Here is a 15,519-nt window from a genome sequence, read left to right as displayed (position 1 = left end):
CAGCAGGCATCTCACGGACTCCTTCCGAGACGATCATCGCCTCAACTCAGGTGTCCGGGAAAGCGGGTCAGGTTCCGGCATCGCCCACAGGACGTGACGGGAGAGAACGACATCGAATGAGCCGGGAGGGAGCGGAGGTTTGGCGGCATCGGCAACTGTGAATACAGGCCTCGGAGTTGTCTGGTCACCCTTTTCACGAGCTCGCGCGATCATCGCCGGGGAGAAGTCGACACCGCTGACGAAGTGCCCGCCCTCGTTAGCGAGGAGGAGCGACAGCGTGCCCGTCCCGCACCCGAGGTCAGCAACCTGAAGCCCACGACCGTTGATCAGAGGAAGCAGCAAGTTTGCCCATGCTCGGCGGACTTCGGGATCGTGAAGTCCGTGGTCCGCTGCCTCGTCGAAGGCCTCCGCCTCCGCGTCCCACAAGGCTCTCAAGTCGTCCGTCATTCGCTCAATACTTCCATCCGGCGTCGCACAACCCGCAGATCGATACGAATCCGGCAACCGCTTCGACCCTCGCCGCTTCCACTCGGGTCGTCACGCGGGGCTGCCCGGAAGCTGGTCCGCCACCGCTACAGTCGACGACGCCAAGTGGATTCGTCATTGGCTTAGCGTCTGTGCCGATCGAGGCGATGCCGAATGAGAAATCTATCCGCCTCCAGCGCGGTGTCATAGATGTTCGGCGGTTGCCAGCACGCGGATGGATCCCTAGGTTGGTCGGGAGCGAATCACACTGCGGTGACTCGCCAAATCACAACTGAATGGCTCTGTCACGGATGTCGTGCAACCACGAACCTGCCGTCCATCGTGACCTGAAAGGCCATCGCGTACATGCCCACGAGTCCTGTCTCTTTGCGCCACAATTTCGCTGCCAGCAAGACGCAGGCGGTGTGGCGATGAGCTCTCCAGAACGGTTCAATTCACTTACCAACCGGCTCATAGCCAACGTTCGAGCGCGGGAAGGCCTCGCCGGGCTGGTGCTCCTTGGGTCTGCCTCCGAAGGCGGCGAGCATCGGCGCGATGAGTGGTCGGATCACGACTTTTTCGCGATCATCGAGGAGGGGCGAGGCTCAGAGCTCCGAGCAGCGTTGGACTGGCTTCCCGACAGTGAGAACGTCGTACTTAGCGCCCGCGAGGGCGGTATCGGATTCGTGGCCGTCTACGGTGATGGGCATGTATTCGAGTTCGCACTCGCTGAGGCGTCCGAACTGGTGGGGGTCGTTGTAGGCGACGCCACCGTCGTCGCGGACAACGACTCCGGAGTGACAGCGAAGTTGGTCGCGGCCGGGCAAGCAGACGCGACCGCGGGCGACACATCCGACCCGGAGAACGACGCAAGACTCTTCCTCGTCAAAATCCTGATTGGGATGGGGAGGATCAACCGCGGGGAAGTCCTCAACGGTGGGCAGTTCATTCGCACCTGGGCGGTGAACCATTTGCTCCGCGCGATCCGCGCGCGCTTTCCCGGTGAGGCTCCCGACGCACGTGACAAGATCGACCCGACCAGGAGATTCGAGAAGGACTACCCAGCGTGGGCTTCCGAGATCACCCTCGCCCTGAACGCTCCCGCCGACGAGGCCGCGCGCAACGTGTTCACTTTGGCGCGGCGCATTCTCGAGCCCGACTGGGACGGATTCCCGACCCTGGCAGCAGAAGCCATCGCGCGCAGACTCGGTTGGCGAACAGTCCCGACCTAAAGGTTGTCGGTCGGCCATTGTCCGCAAGCTGGTCCCTCAGCGCAGCGTTTAGGTCCGCGGTTGTGGATCGTGGTTGCGGTGCGGATCGGCCGCGAAGGCGCGCTCGTAGATGTCGTAGACGGCAGCGGACTTGTGGTCGTTGTATCGACCGGCCCCGGCCGCGGCGACGGCGTCCAACTTGGCCTGTGTGTACATCTCCCGGTCGGATGGGCTCGATCTCAGCCAGGCGACGAACAGTTCGTGCCGTTGGGGCTCCGACGCGTCTGCATCCCACACGTGCAGGTTGACGTTCGGGTCGGCCAAGGTCAGCTGGCGATGCTCATCGCCACCGAGCCTGTCGCGGAAGATCAGTCGAAACCCAGCGGCCTCGAGTCTGGGAATGTAGGAGGGCTCGTCGCTGACGTCTCGAACCGTGAGATCGATGTCTATCACTGGCTTTGCGAGCAACCCCGGCACGGCCGTGGAGCCCACATGACGGACCGCTTCGATTTGCTCTGGGATCGTGGAGTGAAGCAGGAGTTCTATCACCCGGAAGTCGCGCGCCCATGCAGCTTGATGAAGTTGGAGCTCACCCGGCTCCGTCTGTCGGAAGGAGACTCGACTGGACTGGCGATCCGCGTTGCCTTTAAGGGCGGAGGGACGCCACAGCGGATGGACAGGCACACCACAAACTCTGCCACCGACCAGGCCCGGGTCTACCACTAGCCGGTCCTTCATCGACTACACCTTCAGCGTGCCCACGGTCTCTCCGAACAACTCACCGGTCTTCTCGAACCCGACTCGCAGGTAGAACCGTTCGGGCCCGTCTTCGGCGGGGTCCCACAGGACGGTGATCTTCTCGTATCCGCGCCGACGGGCCTCTTCGCGAACTTGCTCGACGGCGAACCTGCCGACACCGCGTCCCTTCGCCGCTTCGACGACGTTCAGCCTCCAGATGCCGCCGCGGAACTCTTCGATCTCAACCTCTTCGTCTTCCTGATCGTCATGACGAGCTTTGCCGTGCCGAAGATCTATCAGCAGAAGGTGCTGATGATCGGCATCGTCATCGCCCTGATCCTGCGCGGCGTCTTCATCGCCGTCGGTGCGACGCTGATCGAGAACTTCTCACGGGTTCGGCGCGCTGCTGCTCTTTCTGGCCTACCGTCAGGCGTTCGCCCACGGCGACTCCAACCCCGCCGACGGCCGGGTCATGCGCTTCGTGCGCCGTCACCTGCGCGTGACCGACGAGTATCACGGCGACAGGATCACGATCGTCCAGCAGGGGCGGCTTTGGGCCACGCCGATGCTGCTGACCATCATCGCCATCGGCTTCGTAGACCTCATCTTCGCTGTCGACTCGATCCCGGCGATCTACGGCCTGACCGAAGAGGCGTACATCGTGTTCACCGCGAACGCCTTCGCCCTGATGGGACTGCGCCAGCTGTTCTTCCTGATCGGCGGCCTGTTGCAGCGTCTGGTCTACCTCGCCCAGGGGCTCGCGGTCATCCTGGCCTTCATCGGTGTGAAACTGCTCATCCACGCCCTCCACAAGAACGAGCTGCCGTTCATCAACGGCGGAGAGCCGATCACAGTGATCCCCGAGATTCCGATCTGGCTCTCGCTGCTCTTCATCGCGGGGACGATCGCCGTGGCGACCGTCGCGAGCCTCGTGAAGACCCGCGGCGATCGCCGCACGGCCGAGCTGATCTCGGTCGATGACACACCGGCGGAGTCTCGCGAGCGCCCCCCTCTGCACTGACCCTCCGCGACCCCGGGGCGTACCCGGGGTCTGGCGACGCGCATCGCGCAGTGTCAGGCGATCCCGGTGGTGTTCAAGAGGGCACCGATTGCGAAAGTGGCTGCAAGTGCGATCGCGCCGCCGACGACGACGCGGAGCGTGGCTCGCGGCACCGGGCTCCCTCCGATGCGGGCGCCGAGCGCACCCGTTGCGGCAAGCGCGATCAGGACGACGATGAAGGTCACGGGAATCCGGACGGACTCCGGCAGGAGGATGGTGAGGAACGGAAGGATTCCACCGCAGACGAACGCCAGAGCGGATGCCGCGGCCGCCCGCCACGGACTGACGAGGTCGTCCGGATCGATGTTCAGCTCCATCGAGAGATGAGCCCTCAGCGCATCGCGCTCGGTCAGCTCCACCGCCACGCGTTTCGCCGTTTCCGCGCTCAGCCCCTGCGCGCGATAGAGCCCCGCGAGCTCTTCGAGCTCCTGCTCGGGCATCGTGCGCAGCTCTTCCGTCTCCTTGGCGATCAGCGCACGCTCGCTGTCACTCTGACTGCTGACCGAGACGTACTCGCCGAGCGCCATCGAGAGAGCGCCCCCGATCAGCGCCGCCGAGGACGCGGGAATGATCGCCGCAAGATCCGGTGTCGCCGCAGCGACACCGACGGCGATCGCCGCGACCGAGACGATGCCGTCGTTGGCTCCCAGGACTCCCGCCCGGAGCCAGTTCAGTCTTCCCGCGATCCCCGCGACGTGCGGCTCGCCACCATGCATGCTCACGCGACAAACCTAGGACCCGCCGGCGCCAGCAGGGGTGGTGGACACGGTCACTGATGCACTCGAACAGGCGGCTGCCTTCGGTGCGCACGGGCCGAAGTTCTCTGGGCAGATGGCAGGACCTTCGGCACGTCGCGGGGTGTGCCGGCGCGGTCAGAGTGTACGCATGCCTGCCGCCGTCGAGACAGCGGAACGTGACCGCGCAGTCAGGGCGCGCGTCGCCGACTCGCGCCCGTCGATCTTCCTCCTCGCCGCCGGAGCGACGATCGCCGGGTGGCTCGCGGGGTCCGCTGCGCTCGGCATCGCCCTCCCGCGCGCATCCGTCCCGCCACTGATAGCAGGGCTGGCCGCGGCGGTGATCCTCTTCGCTGTGGCGGTCGTTCTCCTCCTCAGGGCGACGCGACGATGGGGGCGGCTCATCCTGCTGCCCTGGCTCGGCGTGGTGCTCGTCGGTGTGTATTCGACATCGATCGCCTTGACCGCGGTGTATCCGCCCCGGCCACCCGCCGCGGAGCCGCCGAGCGGAGCGATATCGGCGTCGATGACAGCCGCTGACGGCACAGCATTGGCCGGCTGGTACATTCCGTCGCGCAACGGCGCGGCGGTGGTGCTCCGTCACGGCGCCGGCTCGACCGCCTCCCATACGATTCCGCAGGCCCGCGTCCTTCAGGACGCCGGGTACGGGGTGCTCATGACGGATGCCCGTGGACACGGGGCCAGCGGCGGTCAGGCGATGGCTCTCGGGTGGCACGGCGAGAGCGACATCCAGGCAGCCGTCGACTTTCTGGAGGGCCGCACCGACGTCGACACCCGTCGGATCGCTGTGGTCGGCTTGTCGATGGGCGGCGAGGAGGCCATCGGCGCTGCCGGGGACGACCAGCGGATCTGCGCGGTGGCGGCGGAGGGCGCGACGGGGCGGACGGCCGCCGACAAGACCTGGCTCGTCGGCGAGTACGGCATGGCGGGCGTTGTGCAGCGAGGACTCGACACCGTCACGTACGGCCTCATCGAACTGCTCACGCCTGCGGTGCGGCCCGCCGGACTGGACGACTCGATCGCGCGGGCGGACCAGACTCCGTTCCTGCTGATCGCCGCGGGCGATGTGCGCGACGAGGAGCTGGTCGCCCGGCGCCTGGAGCAGATCGACCCGACGCGGGTATCGGTATGGGTAGCGCCCGGCGCCGCGCACACGCAGGCGTTGCGGAGCTCGCCCGAGGAGTGGGCTTCGCGTGTCGTGGGATTCCTCGCCGCGTCGTTCGACGGCTGTGAGACGTAGGACATGAGAGTCCAGGGCGGGGCCGATTCGCGGTGGCTGACGCGGTGGATCGTGGTCGTGACCGCGGGTGAGGCCGTCGGCTTCCTCGTGCCGGCGGTGGTCGGTGTGGTGGCATCCGGGACGCCGGTCTTCTTCTACGCGATGCTCGCGGCGGGCGCGCTCGAAGGGGCGGTGCTGGGCGCGGCGCAGAGTGTCGTGCTGCGCCGGCGACTGCCCCGGCTGCGGGTGACCGCGTGGGTGCTGCTGACGGCGTCCGGCGCGACCGTCGCGTACGGCGCCGGCATGCTCGCGTCCGCCGCGACCGATTTCGCCGGCTGGCCAGGTGTCCTGAAAGTGGGCGTGGTCGGCGCATCCGCCGGCGCGGTGCTCTTCTCCCTGGGCACGGCGCAGTGGCTGGAGCTGCGCCGTCATGTTCGCGGCGCGGGATGGTGGGTCGTCGGGACGGCGGCGGCGTGGACGCTCGCCCTCGGGGCCTTCCTGGCGATCGCGACACCTCTCTGGCATGAGGGGCAGGAGCCGGCGCTGTCGGTGCTCGTCGGCATCGGCGCCGGTCTGGTGATGGCGGTGGTGATGACGATCGCCACCGGAGCCGTCCTCGAGGCGATCCTCCGCAGGGACGCGACCGCACGGCTGACGATCACCTCAGGCTGATGTCAGGGAAGATGCTCGCCACCTGGGACCTGTTCAGGTGGTGTCTGCCTTTCTGGACGCGACGTAGCGATCCGGCTCGCGCGTGCGCTCAAACCACCTGCCGCTGACGGCCGCGGGGGAGATCTTCACCCAGCGGTACTTCAGCGTGGGGATCCACGGGCGAAGGGGCAAGGCGTCGGCGGCATCGATCTCGCTCTGACGCTCGAGTCTGCTCGCCCTTCCCTTCACCATGACGCTCGCCGCGAAGCTCTCGTCGTATTCGTCGACCTCGAACGCCACGTCGGGGCTCGCCGAGAGATCGGCGAGCTTCGAGCCGGGAGCTGTGCGGAACAGCAGCCGCGGGCCGTCGACGACGTAGTTCACCGGAAAGATCTCCGGCCCCGTCGGGCCAGTGACGGCGAGGCGGCCCAACTCTCGACGCGCGAGGAGATTCCAGCATTCTTCCTCGGTCAGCTTCCACACGCCCGCTTCATCGATGCGCTCCATGGTCTGTTCTCCTGTCCGCCGCGGTCAGGTCGTGAGGATGACTTTGAGGGCCTTCGTCTCGGCCGCGCGGCCGAACGTGTCGTAGGCGTCCATGATGTCGTCGAGCGAGAAGCGGTGGCTGATGAAACCGCCGACGTCGAGCCGGCCCTGCGCGAGCAGCTTGATGAGCATCCGCGAGGTATCCGTGTTGACCAGGCCCGTGGTGATCGTGAGGTTCTGGATCCAGGCCGACTCCAACGGGAAGGCGACGGGCTTGCCGTGCACGCCCACGTTGGCGACGTGGCCGCCGGGTCGCACGATCGCCAGGCTCATGTCCCAGGTCGACGGCAGCCCGACGGCTTCGATCGCGACGTCCACTCCGAGCCCGTCGGTGAGGGCGAGAACCTGCTCACGCCAGTCTGCGCTCGAGGAGACGACACCGTCGCTGGCACCGAACCGCTTCGCCTGCTCCACGCGGTTGGGATCGATGTCGATCGCGATGACCCGGCTCGGTCCATACAGCGAGGCGGTCGTCATGGCTGCGAGGCCCACCGGGCCTGCGCCGATGACCGCGACGACATCGCCCGGCTCGACGGCCCCGTACCGGATTCCGATCTCGTGGCCTGTGGGCAGGATGTCGCTGATCATCGCGGCCTCTTCTGCCGACACGCCCTCCGGCACCTTGTGAAGCGATGTCTCCGCGAAGGGGATCCGCACGTACTCGGCCTGTGTGCCGTCGATGAGGTGTCCGAGGATCCAGCCGATTCCGGATGCTCCCTCATCGGCGAGGCAATGCGAGTACATCCCCTCGAGGCAGTAGCCGCACTTCCCGCACGCCGAGATGCAGGAGATGATCACGCGATCTCCCACGGCGAGCTCCGTCACCGCCTCGCCGACCTCGCTGACCACGCCGACGCCTTCGTGCCCGAGCGTGCGCCCGGCCTCCACCGCCGGTACGTCTCCCTTGAGGATGTGCAGATCCGTCCCGCAGATGGTCGTGGTCTCGATCTTCACGATCGCGTCCGTGGGCTTCTGTATCCGAGGAGCCGGCTTCTCCTGCCAGTCGATCGATCCCGGACCTTGATAGACCAGCGCCTTCATATCGTCCACTCCTCGGGTGTCTGCGCCTGTAGCGGCGAGGCCCATCGTCCTCCTCCCCGGACGTCCTCCGATAGGGACCTTGGACCCGCGGCGACGCTCGACCGCCGCGGAGCCGAGCCGGGCGGAATGCGGGACCTTCGACCCACCACCGGTGCGGCAGCCGGACCAGGGTCGTGTCATGACGAACATCCTCGCTCTCGACGAGATCACCATGGCCGACCTTCCGCACGTCGGCGGAAAGAACGCGTCGCTCGGGGAGATGATCTCGCGACTCAGCGGCGCGGGGCTGCGGGTGCCCGGCGGGTTCGCCACCACCGCGGCCGCGTACCGCTCCTTCCTGAGCCACGACGGTCTGGCCGGGCGCATCGAGGCGCTGCTGACGCCGCTGGACGTGTCCGATGTCGAGGACCTCGCACGCGTGGGCCGCACCATTCGCTCCTGGATCGAGGATCAGCCGCTGCCGGCGGACCTCGAGTCCGACATCCGACGCGCGTTCGACGACATGACGGGTGCGGAGCCGGACCTCGCCGACGCCACCTGGGCCGTGCGCTCGTCGGCGACGGCAGAGGACCTTCCGAATGCGTCGTTCGCCGGTCAACAGGAGACGTATCTTCACATCGCCGGCGTCGACAACGTGCTTGCGGCCGTGCGCAAAGTGTTCGCATCCCTCTACAACGATCGCGCGATCGCCTACCGCGTGCACCAGGGGTTCTCTCACGGCGACGTGGCGCTCTCCGCAGCCGTGCAGCGCATGGTGCGCTCCGACGTCGGAGCCTCCGGGGTCATGTTCACCATCGACACCGAGACCGGGTTCGACGGCGCCATCCTGATCACCAGCGCGTACGGCCTGGGCGAGACCGTCGTCCAGGGACAGGTGAACCCGGACGAGTTCGCCGTGTACAAGGCGGCGGTGCGCGAGGGCCGACCGGGCATCCTCCGACGCAGCGCGGGGGAGAAGGCCATCGCCATGAGGTTCGCCGCTGGCCATGAGGTCGGGGCGAGCACCATGATCACGACAGTCCCGCCCGCGCAGCGCCGCGTCCTCAGCATCACCGACGACGAGGTGATGGAGCTCGCGCGGGCCGCGCTCGTCATCGAGGATCACTACGGTCGTCCGATGGACATCGAGTGGGCGAAAGACGGTGTCGACGGGCTCCTGTACGTCCTCCAGGCTCGGCCCGAGACCGTCGCGTCGCGCCTGCAGGGCCACAGCCACACCCGTTATGCACTTCGCGAGAAGGGCCGGGTGCTCGTGCGTGGTCGCGCGATCGGTCAGCGGATCGGAGGGGGAGCGGTGCGCATCGTGCGGTCGCCGTCGGAGATGGCGAAGGTCCGCACCGGCGACGTCCTCGTCGCAGACATCACCGACCCGGACTGGGAGCCCGTGATGAAGCGGGCGGCCGCGATCGTGACCAACCGCGGCGGGCGCACGTGCCACGCGGCCATCATCGCGCGCGAGCTCGGCATCCCCGCGGTCGTGGGCACCGGGACGGCGACGCGGGACCTGGCCGACGGTGACGATGTGACAATCGTCTGCTCGGAGGGGGAGAGCGGGCTCGTGTACGAGGGACTGCTGCCCTTCGTGAAGGAAGAGATCGCCATCGAGCGGATGCCGGAGCTTCCGGTGCGACTGATGCTCAATGTCGGCACGCCCGACCAGGCGTTCGGCTTCGCGGTTCTGCCCCACAACGGGGTCGGTCTGGCCCGGCTGGAGTTCATCGTGGGGAACCAGATCGGCATCCACCCCCGCGCTCTCCTCGAGTACGACTCGCTCCCGGAGCAGCTCCGCGCGGAGATCGACGTGAGGATCGCCGCCTACCCCTCGCCGCGAGAGTTCTTCATCCGGAGGGTCGCGGAGGGCGTCGCGACGATCGCCGCCGCGTTCGCGCCCGACCCGGTGATCGTCAGGACCAGCGACTTCAAGTCGAACGAGTACGCGCATCTTCTCGGCGGTGACCGGTATGAGCCGCAGGAGGAGAACCCGATGCTGGGGTGGCGCGGGGCCGCGCGGTATCTCACCCCGCGGTTCGGCGAGTGCTTCGCGATGGAGTGCGAGGCGCTGCGGTACGTGCGCGATGAGATGGGCCTGACCAACCTCAAGATCATGGTGCCGTTCGTGCGGACCGTGGCGGAGGGAGCAGCCGTGAGCGCGGAACTCGCCGCGCACGGTCTCGAGCGTGGGCGCAACGGACTCGAGGTGATGATGATGTGCGAGATCCCCTCGAACGCGCTCCTCGCGGATCAGTTCCTGGATCACTTCGACGGGTTCTCCATCGGGTCCAACGACATGACGCAGCTCGTGCTCGGCATCGACCGCGACTCCGAGCTCGTCGCAGATGAGTTCGATGAGCGGGATCCAGCGGTCCTGCGCGTGCTCAGCATGGCGATCGAGGCGTGCAACCGCCGCGGGAAGTACGTCGGCATCTGCGGCCAGGGCCCGTCGGATCATCCGGATCTCGCCGACTGGCTCGTCGATCGGGGCATCCAGTCGATCTCGCTGAGCCCCGACACGATCGTCGGCACCTGGCTCCGGCTCGCGGCGCGCTCGGCGGCTCACGCCGGACCGCAGGCGATCACGGCACCCGCCCCGGTGGTCGGCTGATCGAACTCAGGGCGCGGCGCGGTGACGCTTCATGTCGCGCACTGGTCGACGATGGTCACCGGCAGCACTACCGACCCGGGCTGCGCGATGGCGGTGGCGGACGCGATGGCGTACCCGGGATCGTCGGCGTAGCCCTGCTCCTGGACGCCGGCGGGAAACTCGTAGACGGTCCCGTTTCGCGTCGTCGCGGTCACGTCGTAGGACACGTAGGCAGGATTCTGGTCCGCGACGCTGTAGCTGAGCCCGCAGAGTGCACGACCCATGAATAGGATCCCGCTCGGCGCACGCGTCACCGTCACCCTGGTGACGGCGAGGGCGGTCAGCGTGGCGCCCTGCGCCGCGGCGGAGACGCACGCACCCTGGTTGCGGAACGGGACGAACGGGCTCGACGTCGACGCGAGGTTCTGCCATCCGCCCTTCTGGCATTGCGTGGCGCTGTCGGAGTTCCCTCCCTTCGCGCCCGTCAGCGGAACGGCGATTGCGAGGGCGAGCACCAGCATGAGCAGCGCGAGCACAGGCGCGGGAAGACGACGAACAGCAAGCATGATGGACTCCCAGAACGCTCAGCGCCTGGCCGAACCCCCAGTAGAGCCTGACGCGGTCGGATGTGGGCGAGAGACTACGCCTCCGCATGGGGACTGACAACGGGGCTGTCTGCTCCCTACGCTTGACCGTCCTGCCGCGACGGGGGAGCCTGGGGGAGTCCCGAGGAGGCCCCATGACCGACGTGACCCCGTTCCTGTGGTTCGACAACGATGCCGAAGCCGCCATCGGCTTCTACACCGAGCTCATTCCCGAGTCGGCGATCATTTCGATCGGACGGTACCCCGACGAGGTGCCGGGCATGGGCGGGAAGGTCATGCACGCGCACTTCCGTCTCGCGGGACGCGACTACTACGCGATGGATGCGGGTCCGCAGTTCCCCTTCACCGAAGCGGTCTCCCTCTATGTCGCGTGCAACGACCAGCAGGAGGTCGACCGCTACTGGGACGCGCTCATCGCCGACGGCGGCGAGGAGCAGCCGTGCGGCTGGCTCAAGGACCGCTGGGGTCTGTCATGGCAGATCATCCCCGATCGCCTCATCGAGCTCATCCGCCACCCCGACCCCGAAACCGCGCACCGCGCGGTGCAGGCCATGCTGACGATGCACCGCATCGACATCGCCGCGATCGAGGCGGCCGCCGCCGCGGCATGATGGGCGCGCGCCTGGCCGCGGTGGCGGGATGCCTCATCCTCGCCGTCGTCGGAGCATCCGCCTGCTCGGCGACACCGCCCGCATCGCCGATCCCGTCCCGCGCTCCCTCGCCGGGCCTGACGACTCCCGCGCCGACCGCGACCACATCCGCCGAAGGCTGGTGGCGAGTGGCGGGTGCCCCCGAGACGCTCGCCTCTGGACTCGAGGCGCCATGGTCCGTCGCCCCTACGGGCGACGGCGGAGCCCTCATCTCGCAGCGGAACGACGGCCGGGTGCTCGAGCTCACGCCGGCGGGAGAGCTGCGCGAGGCGGGAGTCGTCCCGGGTGTGGTCTCGGGCGGCGAGTCCGGACTCCACGGCCTGGCGCTGCATCAGGACGGCGCCGACGTGTGGCTCTACGCGTACCACGGCGCACGAGACGACAACCGAGTCGTGCGGATGCCGCTGCTCGGCGACGCGGGAGAGCTGACGCTGGGGGAGGTCGAGGTGGTGCTCGAGGGCATCCCGCGCGAGAGCACCCACGACGGCGGACGGCTCGCGTTCGGCCCGGACGGATACCTCTACGTCACGACCGGCGACGCGCAACGGCGTGACGCGGCGCAGGATCCCGAGGCGCTCGGGGGCAAGATCCTGCGCCTGACGCCGGGGGGCGACCCCGCACCGGGCAATCCGTGGGACAACGCGGTGTGGACGCTCGGGCACCGCAATGTGCAGGGGCTGGCGTGGACGAGTGACGGCACGATGTGGGCCAGCGAGTTCGGGCAGAACACGTGGGACGAGTTGAACCGCATCGAGGCAGGGTCGAACTATGGCTGGCCGATCGTGGAGGGGACGGCGGGACGCGACGGCATGGTCGACCCGGTGGTCGCATGGCGCACGAGCGAGGCGAGCCCGAGCGGCATCGCGGCGAAAGGAGACACGGTCTTCGTCGCCGGTCTCCGCGGCGAGCGGCTCTGGACCGTCGACACCGCGGCGGGCGCCCTCGCCGCCGAGCCGCTGGCCGTCCTCGCGGCCGAGCAGGGCAGACTGCGCGACGCGGTCGTCGCCCCGGACGGCGCGCTGTGGGTGCTCACGAACAACACCGACGGGCGCGGCGATCCCCGTGCCGAAGACGACCTGCTGCTGCGCCTCGCCCTCGCGCCGGCGACATGACCCGCTCCGGCGTCCGCGGGTGTGCGGCGCGCACTACGGTGAGACCGTGAGCTCTCAGCCCCGGTGTCCGCACTGTCGCCACTTCGTCTACCTGGACGCCCTGACGTGCCCGAACTGCGAAGCCGAACTCGGCTACCACATCGTCACGCGCGAGTTCTTCGGGTTGCGCCAGGGGCGCGTGACGATCATGGACAAGACCTGGTACACGTGCTCGAACCGCGAGTGGGCGTGCAACTGGCTCGTGCGCGAGGATGCCCCCGCGGGACGATGCTTCTCCTGCCGGCTCACCCGGCGGCAGCCCGACGCCGACGACACGGTCGCTCTCGAGAAGCTCGCCAAGACCGAGGAGGCCAAGCGGCGTCTCCTCCTCCAACTCGGCGACCTCGGGCTGCCCATCGTGCCGTGGGACGTCACACCGGGCGGACTCGGATTCGACCTGATCTCGAGCCTGTCCGACGGCAAGCCGGTGATGATCGGCCACGCGAACGGCATCATCACGATCGACCTCGCGGAGAGCCTCGACGACCGGCGCGAAGCGCTCCGGGTGCGCCTCGGCGAGCCGTACCGCACGATCCTCGGCCATCTCCGCCACGAGGTCGGCCACTACTACCAGAACGTGCTCCTCACCGACGACGAGGCCTGGGCCCGGTGCCGCGGACTGTTCGGCGACGAGCGCGCGAGCTACAAGGAGGCGCTGTCGCGTCACTACAAGCTCGGCGCGCCGCCCGAGTGGCACGAGAGCTTCATCTCGGAGTACGCGACGATGCACCCGTGGGAGGACTTCGCCGAGACGTTCGCCCATTACCTGCACATCACGGGCACGCTGCAGACGGCCGCGGTGATCGGCATCCACCTCGACGCGACGGTCACGAACCTCCGCGACACCGACGTCGTGCCTCTGGACTCGTACCGCGACGAGCCGGTTCAGCGACTGCTGAGCGACTGGGAGTGGATGTCCCAGGGCTTCAACCGGATCAACCGGGCGATGGGCTTCGGCGACCTCTACCCGTTCACGATCGTCGGACCGGTGCGGCACAAGCTGGAGTTCGTGCACGACATCGTCACCCGCGCGCCGCTGACCTTCGAGGAGCAGGCGGCGATGGCCTTCGCGCGCGACGACGTGGAGCAGGCATGACCTCGTTCTCACGCGGTCAGCGGGTGATCGGGGCGGCGACGCACTACGTCGAGAACCAGCCGCCGTGGCGCGTCGACATCGACGAGTTCGCGCTGAACGCCCCGCTAGCCGCTGCCGTGGACGCGTTCGGCGCGGGATGGGCGACAGATCACCTCCATGAGGTGGGCGCCCTCGTGGGGTCGGCGGGGTTCCAGCGGGACGCAGAGCTCGCCAACGTGCACACGCCGACGCTCCACATCCACGACCGCTGGGGCTTCCGTCTCGACGAGGTCGAGTACGACGCGTCGTATCACCGTGTGATCTCCGACGCGCTCGCCCACGGGGCGCACACGTCGGCATGGTCCGACCCGCGACCGGGTGCGCACGTGGCCCGCGCCGCGACCTTCATGCTGTTCGCGCAGGTCGAGCCCGGGCATGCCTGTCCGGTCTCGATGACGCACGCGGCGGTCGCGTCCATCCAGGATTCGCCCTGGGTCGCGGATGCCTGGCTGCCGCGGCTCTCCTCGCGCGAGTACGAGCCGCGCCTGCTGCCGAACGAGGAGAAGGCGAGCGCTCTCGTCGGCATGGCGATGACCGAGAAGCAGGGCGGGTCGGATGTGCGCGCCGGCACGACAGTGGGCGAGTCGATGGGCGGCCACGCCTACCAGCTCACCGGACACAAGTGGTTCTGCTCGGCGCCGATGTCGGACGGATTCCTCGTTCTCGCGCAGACCCGCTCCGGCGCGACGGAGGAGGGCCTGTCATGCCTCTTCGTGCCGCGGCTGCTGCCGCACGGCATGCGCAATGTGTTCCGCCTGCAGCGGCTGAAGGACAAGCTCGGCAACCGGTCGAACGCCTCAGCGGAGGTCGAGTTCGACGGCACGGTGGGCTTCGTGCTCGGTGAGCCGGGTCGCGGCGTGCGGACGATCATCGAGATGGTCCAGCGCACGCGCCTGGACTGCGTCCTCGGCACGGCCGCCGGGATGCGCCAGTCGGTCGCGGAGGCTGTGTGGCACGCGCGGGGGCGATCGGCGTTCGGGATGAAGCTCGTCGACCAGCCTGCGATGACGGCCGTGCTCGCCGACCTCGCACTCGAGTCCGAGGCGGCGATGCTGACGGGCCTCCGGCTTGCGCAGCTGTTCGAGGCCGAGGCATCCGATCGCGACATCGCCCTGCGACGGCTGGCGACTCCGGTATCGAAGTACTGGGTGTGCAAGCGGGGCCCGCATCATGCCTACGAAGCGCTCGAGTGTCTCGGCGGCAACGGCTACAACGAGTCGTTCCCGCTCGCCCGGCGCTACCGCGAGCAGCCGGTCATGGCGATCTGGGAGGGCTCGGGCAACGTCATCGCGCTCGACGTCCTGCGTGCGCTGACACGCGATCCGGACTCGGCGGCCGCGTTCGCCGACGAGCTGTCCACCACAGCCGGCGCCTCGACGATCCTCGACGCGCACACCGAGCGCACGCTCGCACTGCTCGGCAGCCTCGCCGGTGCCGACCGGGCCGAGACGCAGGCGCAGGCGCGCCGGCTGACCGAGTCGCTCGCCATCGCCCTGCAGGCCTCGCTCATGCTGCGCCACGCACCGTCGGCGGACGCCGAGGCCTTCATCGCTGCGCGCCTGGGCGATGACCGGGCAGCGCAGTACGGGGTCCTGCCGATGGGGACGGATGCCGCGGCCATCGTCGCGCGCCACTGAGCCCGTCTCGTGTTCAGGGGACAGCACTCGGCCCCACGAGCCGGCCGGAGCCGGCGCATGGGGCCGAGGGGAGA

At 68.3% G+C, this 15,519-nt stretch carries 15 protein-coding genes and 1 pseudogene; 9 read left to right on the top strand and 7 right to left on the bottom strand.

From position 1 onward, the window contains the following. Positions 1 to 33: 33 nt before the first annotated feature. The gene (locus H9622_RS11815) at positions 34 to 447 is read right to left on the bottom strand and encodes a class I SAM-dependent methyltransferase (protein ID WP_191766583.1); all 414 of its coding nucleotides are present in this window, start codon (positions 445 to 447) and stop codon (positions 34 to 36) included. 449 nt (positions 448 to 896) lie between these two features. On the opposite strand from H9622_RS11815, the gene H9622_RS11810 reads away from it, so the two are divergent. Continuing rightward, positions 897 to 1,697, top strand: coding sequence for a hypothetical protein (locus H9622_RS11810; protein ID WP_191766582.1), 801 nt, complete (start codon positions 897 to 899; stop codon positions 1,695 to 1,697). 48 nt (positions 1,698 to 1,745) lie between these two features. Here the strand turns inward: H9622_RS11810 and H9622_RS11805 are convergent, their stop codons facing one another. Both H9622_RS11805 and H9622_RS11800 read right to left on the bottom strand, forming a co-directional pair. Beyond that, on the bottom strand, positions 1,746 to 2,414 hold the full coding sequence (locus H9622_RS11805) for a GrpB family protein (protein WP_191766581.1): 669 nt from the start codon (positions 2,412 to 2,414) through the stop codon (positions 1,746 to 1,748). Positions 2,415 to 2,417: 3 nt separating this feature from the next. After that, the gene (locus H9622_RS11800; RefSeq protein ID WP_318247102.1) at positions 2,418 to 2,633 is read right to left on the bottom strand and encodes a GNAT family N-acetyltransferase; all 216 of its coding nucleotides are present in this window, start codon (positions 2,631 to 2,633) and stop codon (positions 2,418 to 2,420) included. A gap of 24 nt (positions 2,634 to 2,657) precedes the next feature. Between H9622_RS11800 and H9622_RS11795 the strand changes: the two are divergent. Then, a pseudogene (locus tag H9622_RS11795) lies at positions 2,658 to 3,435 on the top strand (TerC/Alx family metal homeostasis membrane protein); the annotation flags it as partial. 53 nt (positions 3,436 to 3,488) lie between these two features. On the opposite strand, the gene H9622_RS11790 reads toward H9622_RS11795, so the two are convergent. Beyond that, positions 3,489 to 4,190, bottom strand: coding sequence for a VIT1/CCC1 transporter family protein (locus H9622_RS11790; protein ID WP_191766624.1), 702 nt, complete (start codon positions 4,188 to 4,190; stop codon positions 3,489 to 3,491). A gap of 169 nt (positions 4,191 to 4,359) precedes the next feature. Between H9622_RS11790 and H9622_RS11785 the strand changes: the two genes are divergently transcribed. After that, on the top strand, positions 4,360 to 5,469 hold the full coding sequence (locus H9622_RS11785) for an alpha/beta hydrolase (RefSeq protein ID WP_191766580.1): 1,110 nt from the start codon (positions 4,360 to 4,362) through the stop codon (positions 5,467 to 5,469). Between the two features lie 3 nt (positions 5,470 to 5,472). Further along, a complete protein-coding gene (locus H9622_RS11780) occupies positions 5,473 to 6,120 on the top strand; it encodes a hypothetical protein (RefSeq protein WP_191766579.1) in 648 nt (215 codons plus the stop codon). A 33-nt stretch (positions 6,121 to 6,153) separates the two neighbouring features. Here the strand turns inward: H9622_RS11780 and H9622_RS11775 are convergent, their stop codons facing one another. Both H9622_RS11775 and H9622_RS11770 read right to left on the bottom strand, forming a co-directional pair. After that, positions 6,154 to 6,606, bottom strand: a complete 453-nt coding sequence (locus H9622_RS11775) for a pyridoxamine 5'-phosphate oxidase family protein (protein WP_191766578.1) — start codon at positions 6,604 to 6,606, stop codon at positions 6,154 to 6,156. Positions 6,607 to 6,630: 24 nt separating this feature from the next. Further along, positions 6,631 to 7,686 (bottom strand): zinc-dependent alcohol dehydrogenase family protein, encoded by a 1,056-nt coding sequence (locus tag H9622_RS11770; protein WP_191766623.1) that lies wholly within the window; start codon positions 7,684 to 7,686, stop codon positions 6,631 to 6,633. 178 nt (positions 7,687 to 7,864) lie between these two features. Between H9622_RS11770 and ppsA the strand changes: the two genes are divergently transcribed. After that, positions 7,865 to 10,288: a phosphoenolpyruvate synthase gene (gene ppsA / locus H9622_RS11765; RefSeq protein ID WP_191766577.1), complete on the top strand. Its 2,424-nt coding sequence runs from the start codon at positions 7,865 to 7,867 to the stop codon at positions 10,286 to 10,288. 29 nt (positions 10,289 to 10,317) lie between these two features. Here ppsA and H9622_RS11760 read toward each other — a convergent pair whose 3' ends face one another. Further along, complete coding sequence (locus tag H9622_RS11760) at positions 10,318 to 10,833, bottom strand: hypothetical protein (RefSeq protein ID WP_191766576.1); 516 nt, start codon at positions 10,831 to 10,833, stop codon at positions 10,318 to 10,320. A gap of 173 nt (positions 10,834 to 11,006) precedes the next feature. Here H9622_RS11760 and H9622_RS11755 point away from each other — a divergent pair, with 173 nt between their 5' ends. Genes H9622_RS11755 through H9622_RS11740 form a run of 4 tightly spaced genes read left to right on the top strand, consistent with a single transcriptional unit; the run spans position 11,007 to position 15,445 of the window. Further along, entirely contained in the window at positions 11,007 to 11,483 is a 477-nt protein-coding gene (locus H9622_RS11755; RefSeq protein WP_191766575.1) for a VOC family protein, read from the top strand. Continuing rightward, positions 11,480 to 12,634 (top strand): PQQ-dependent sugar dehydrogenase, encoded by a 1,155-nt coding sequence (locus H9622_RS11750; RefSeq protein WP_191766574.1) that lies wholly within the window; start codon positions 11,480 to 11,482, stop codon positions 12,632 to 12,634. The genes H9622_RS11755 and H9622_RS11750 overlap by 4 nt, the downstream gene beginning before the upstream one ends. Before the next feature lie 46 nt (positions 12,635 to 12,680). After that, the gene (locus H9622_RS11745) at positions 12,681 to 13,769 is read left to right on the top strand and encodes a zinc-binding metallopeptidase family protein (protein WP_191766573.1); all 1,089 of its coding nucleotides are present in this window, start codon (positions 12,681 to 12,683) and stop codon (positions 13,767 to 13,769) included. Beyond that, entirely contained in the window at positions 13,766 to 15,445 is a 1,680-nt protein-coding gene (locus H9622_RS11740; protein ID WP_191766572.1) for an acyl-CoA dehydrogenase family protein, read from the top strand. Before H9622_RS11745 ends, H9622_RS11740 begins: the two co-directional genes overlap by 4 nt. The last annotated feature ends 74 nt before the right edge of the window (positions 15,446 to 15,519 follow it).

Origin of the sequence: Microbacterium gallinarum (genome assembly GCF_014837165.1) — a bacterium.
In the GTDB taxonomy this organism is placed as follows: Bacteria; Actinomycetota; Actinomycetes; order Actinomycetales; family Microbacteriaceae; genus Microbacterium; species Microbacterium gallinarum.
This window is presented reverse-complemented; position numbering and strand designations above follow the sequence as displayed.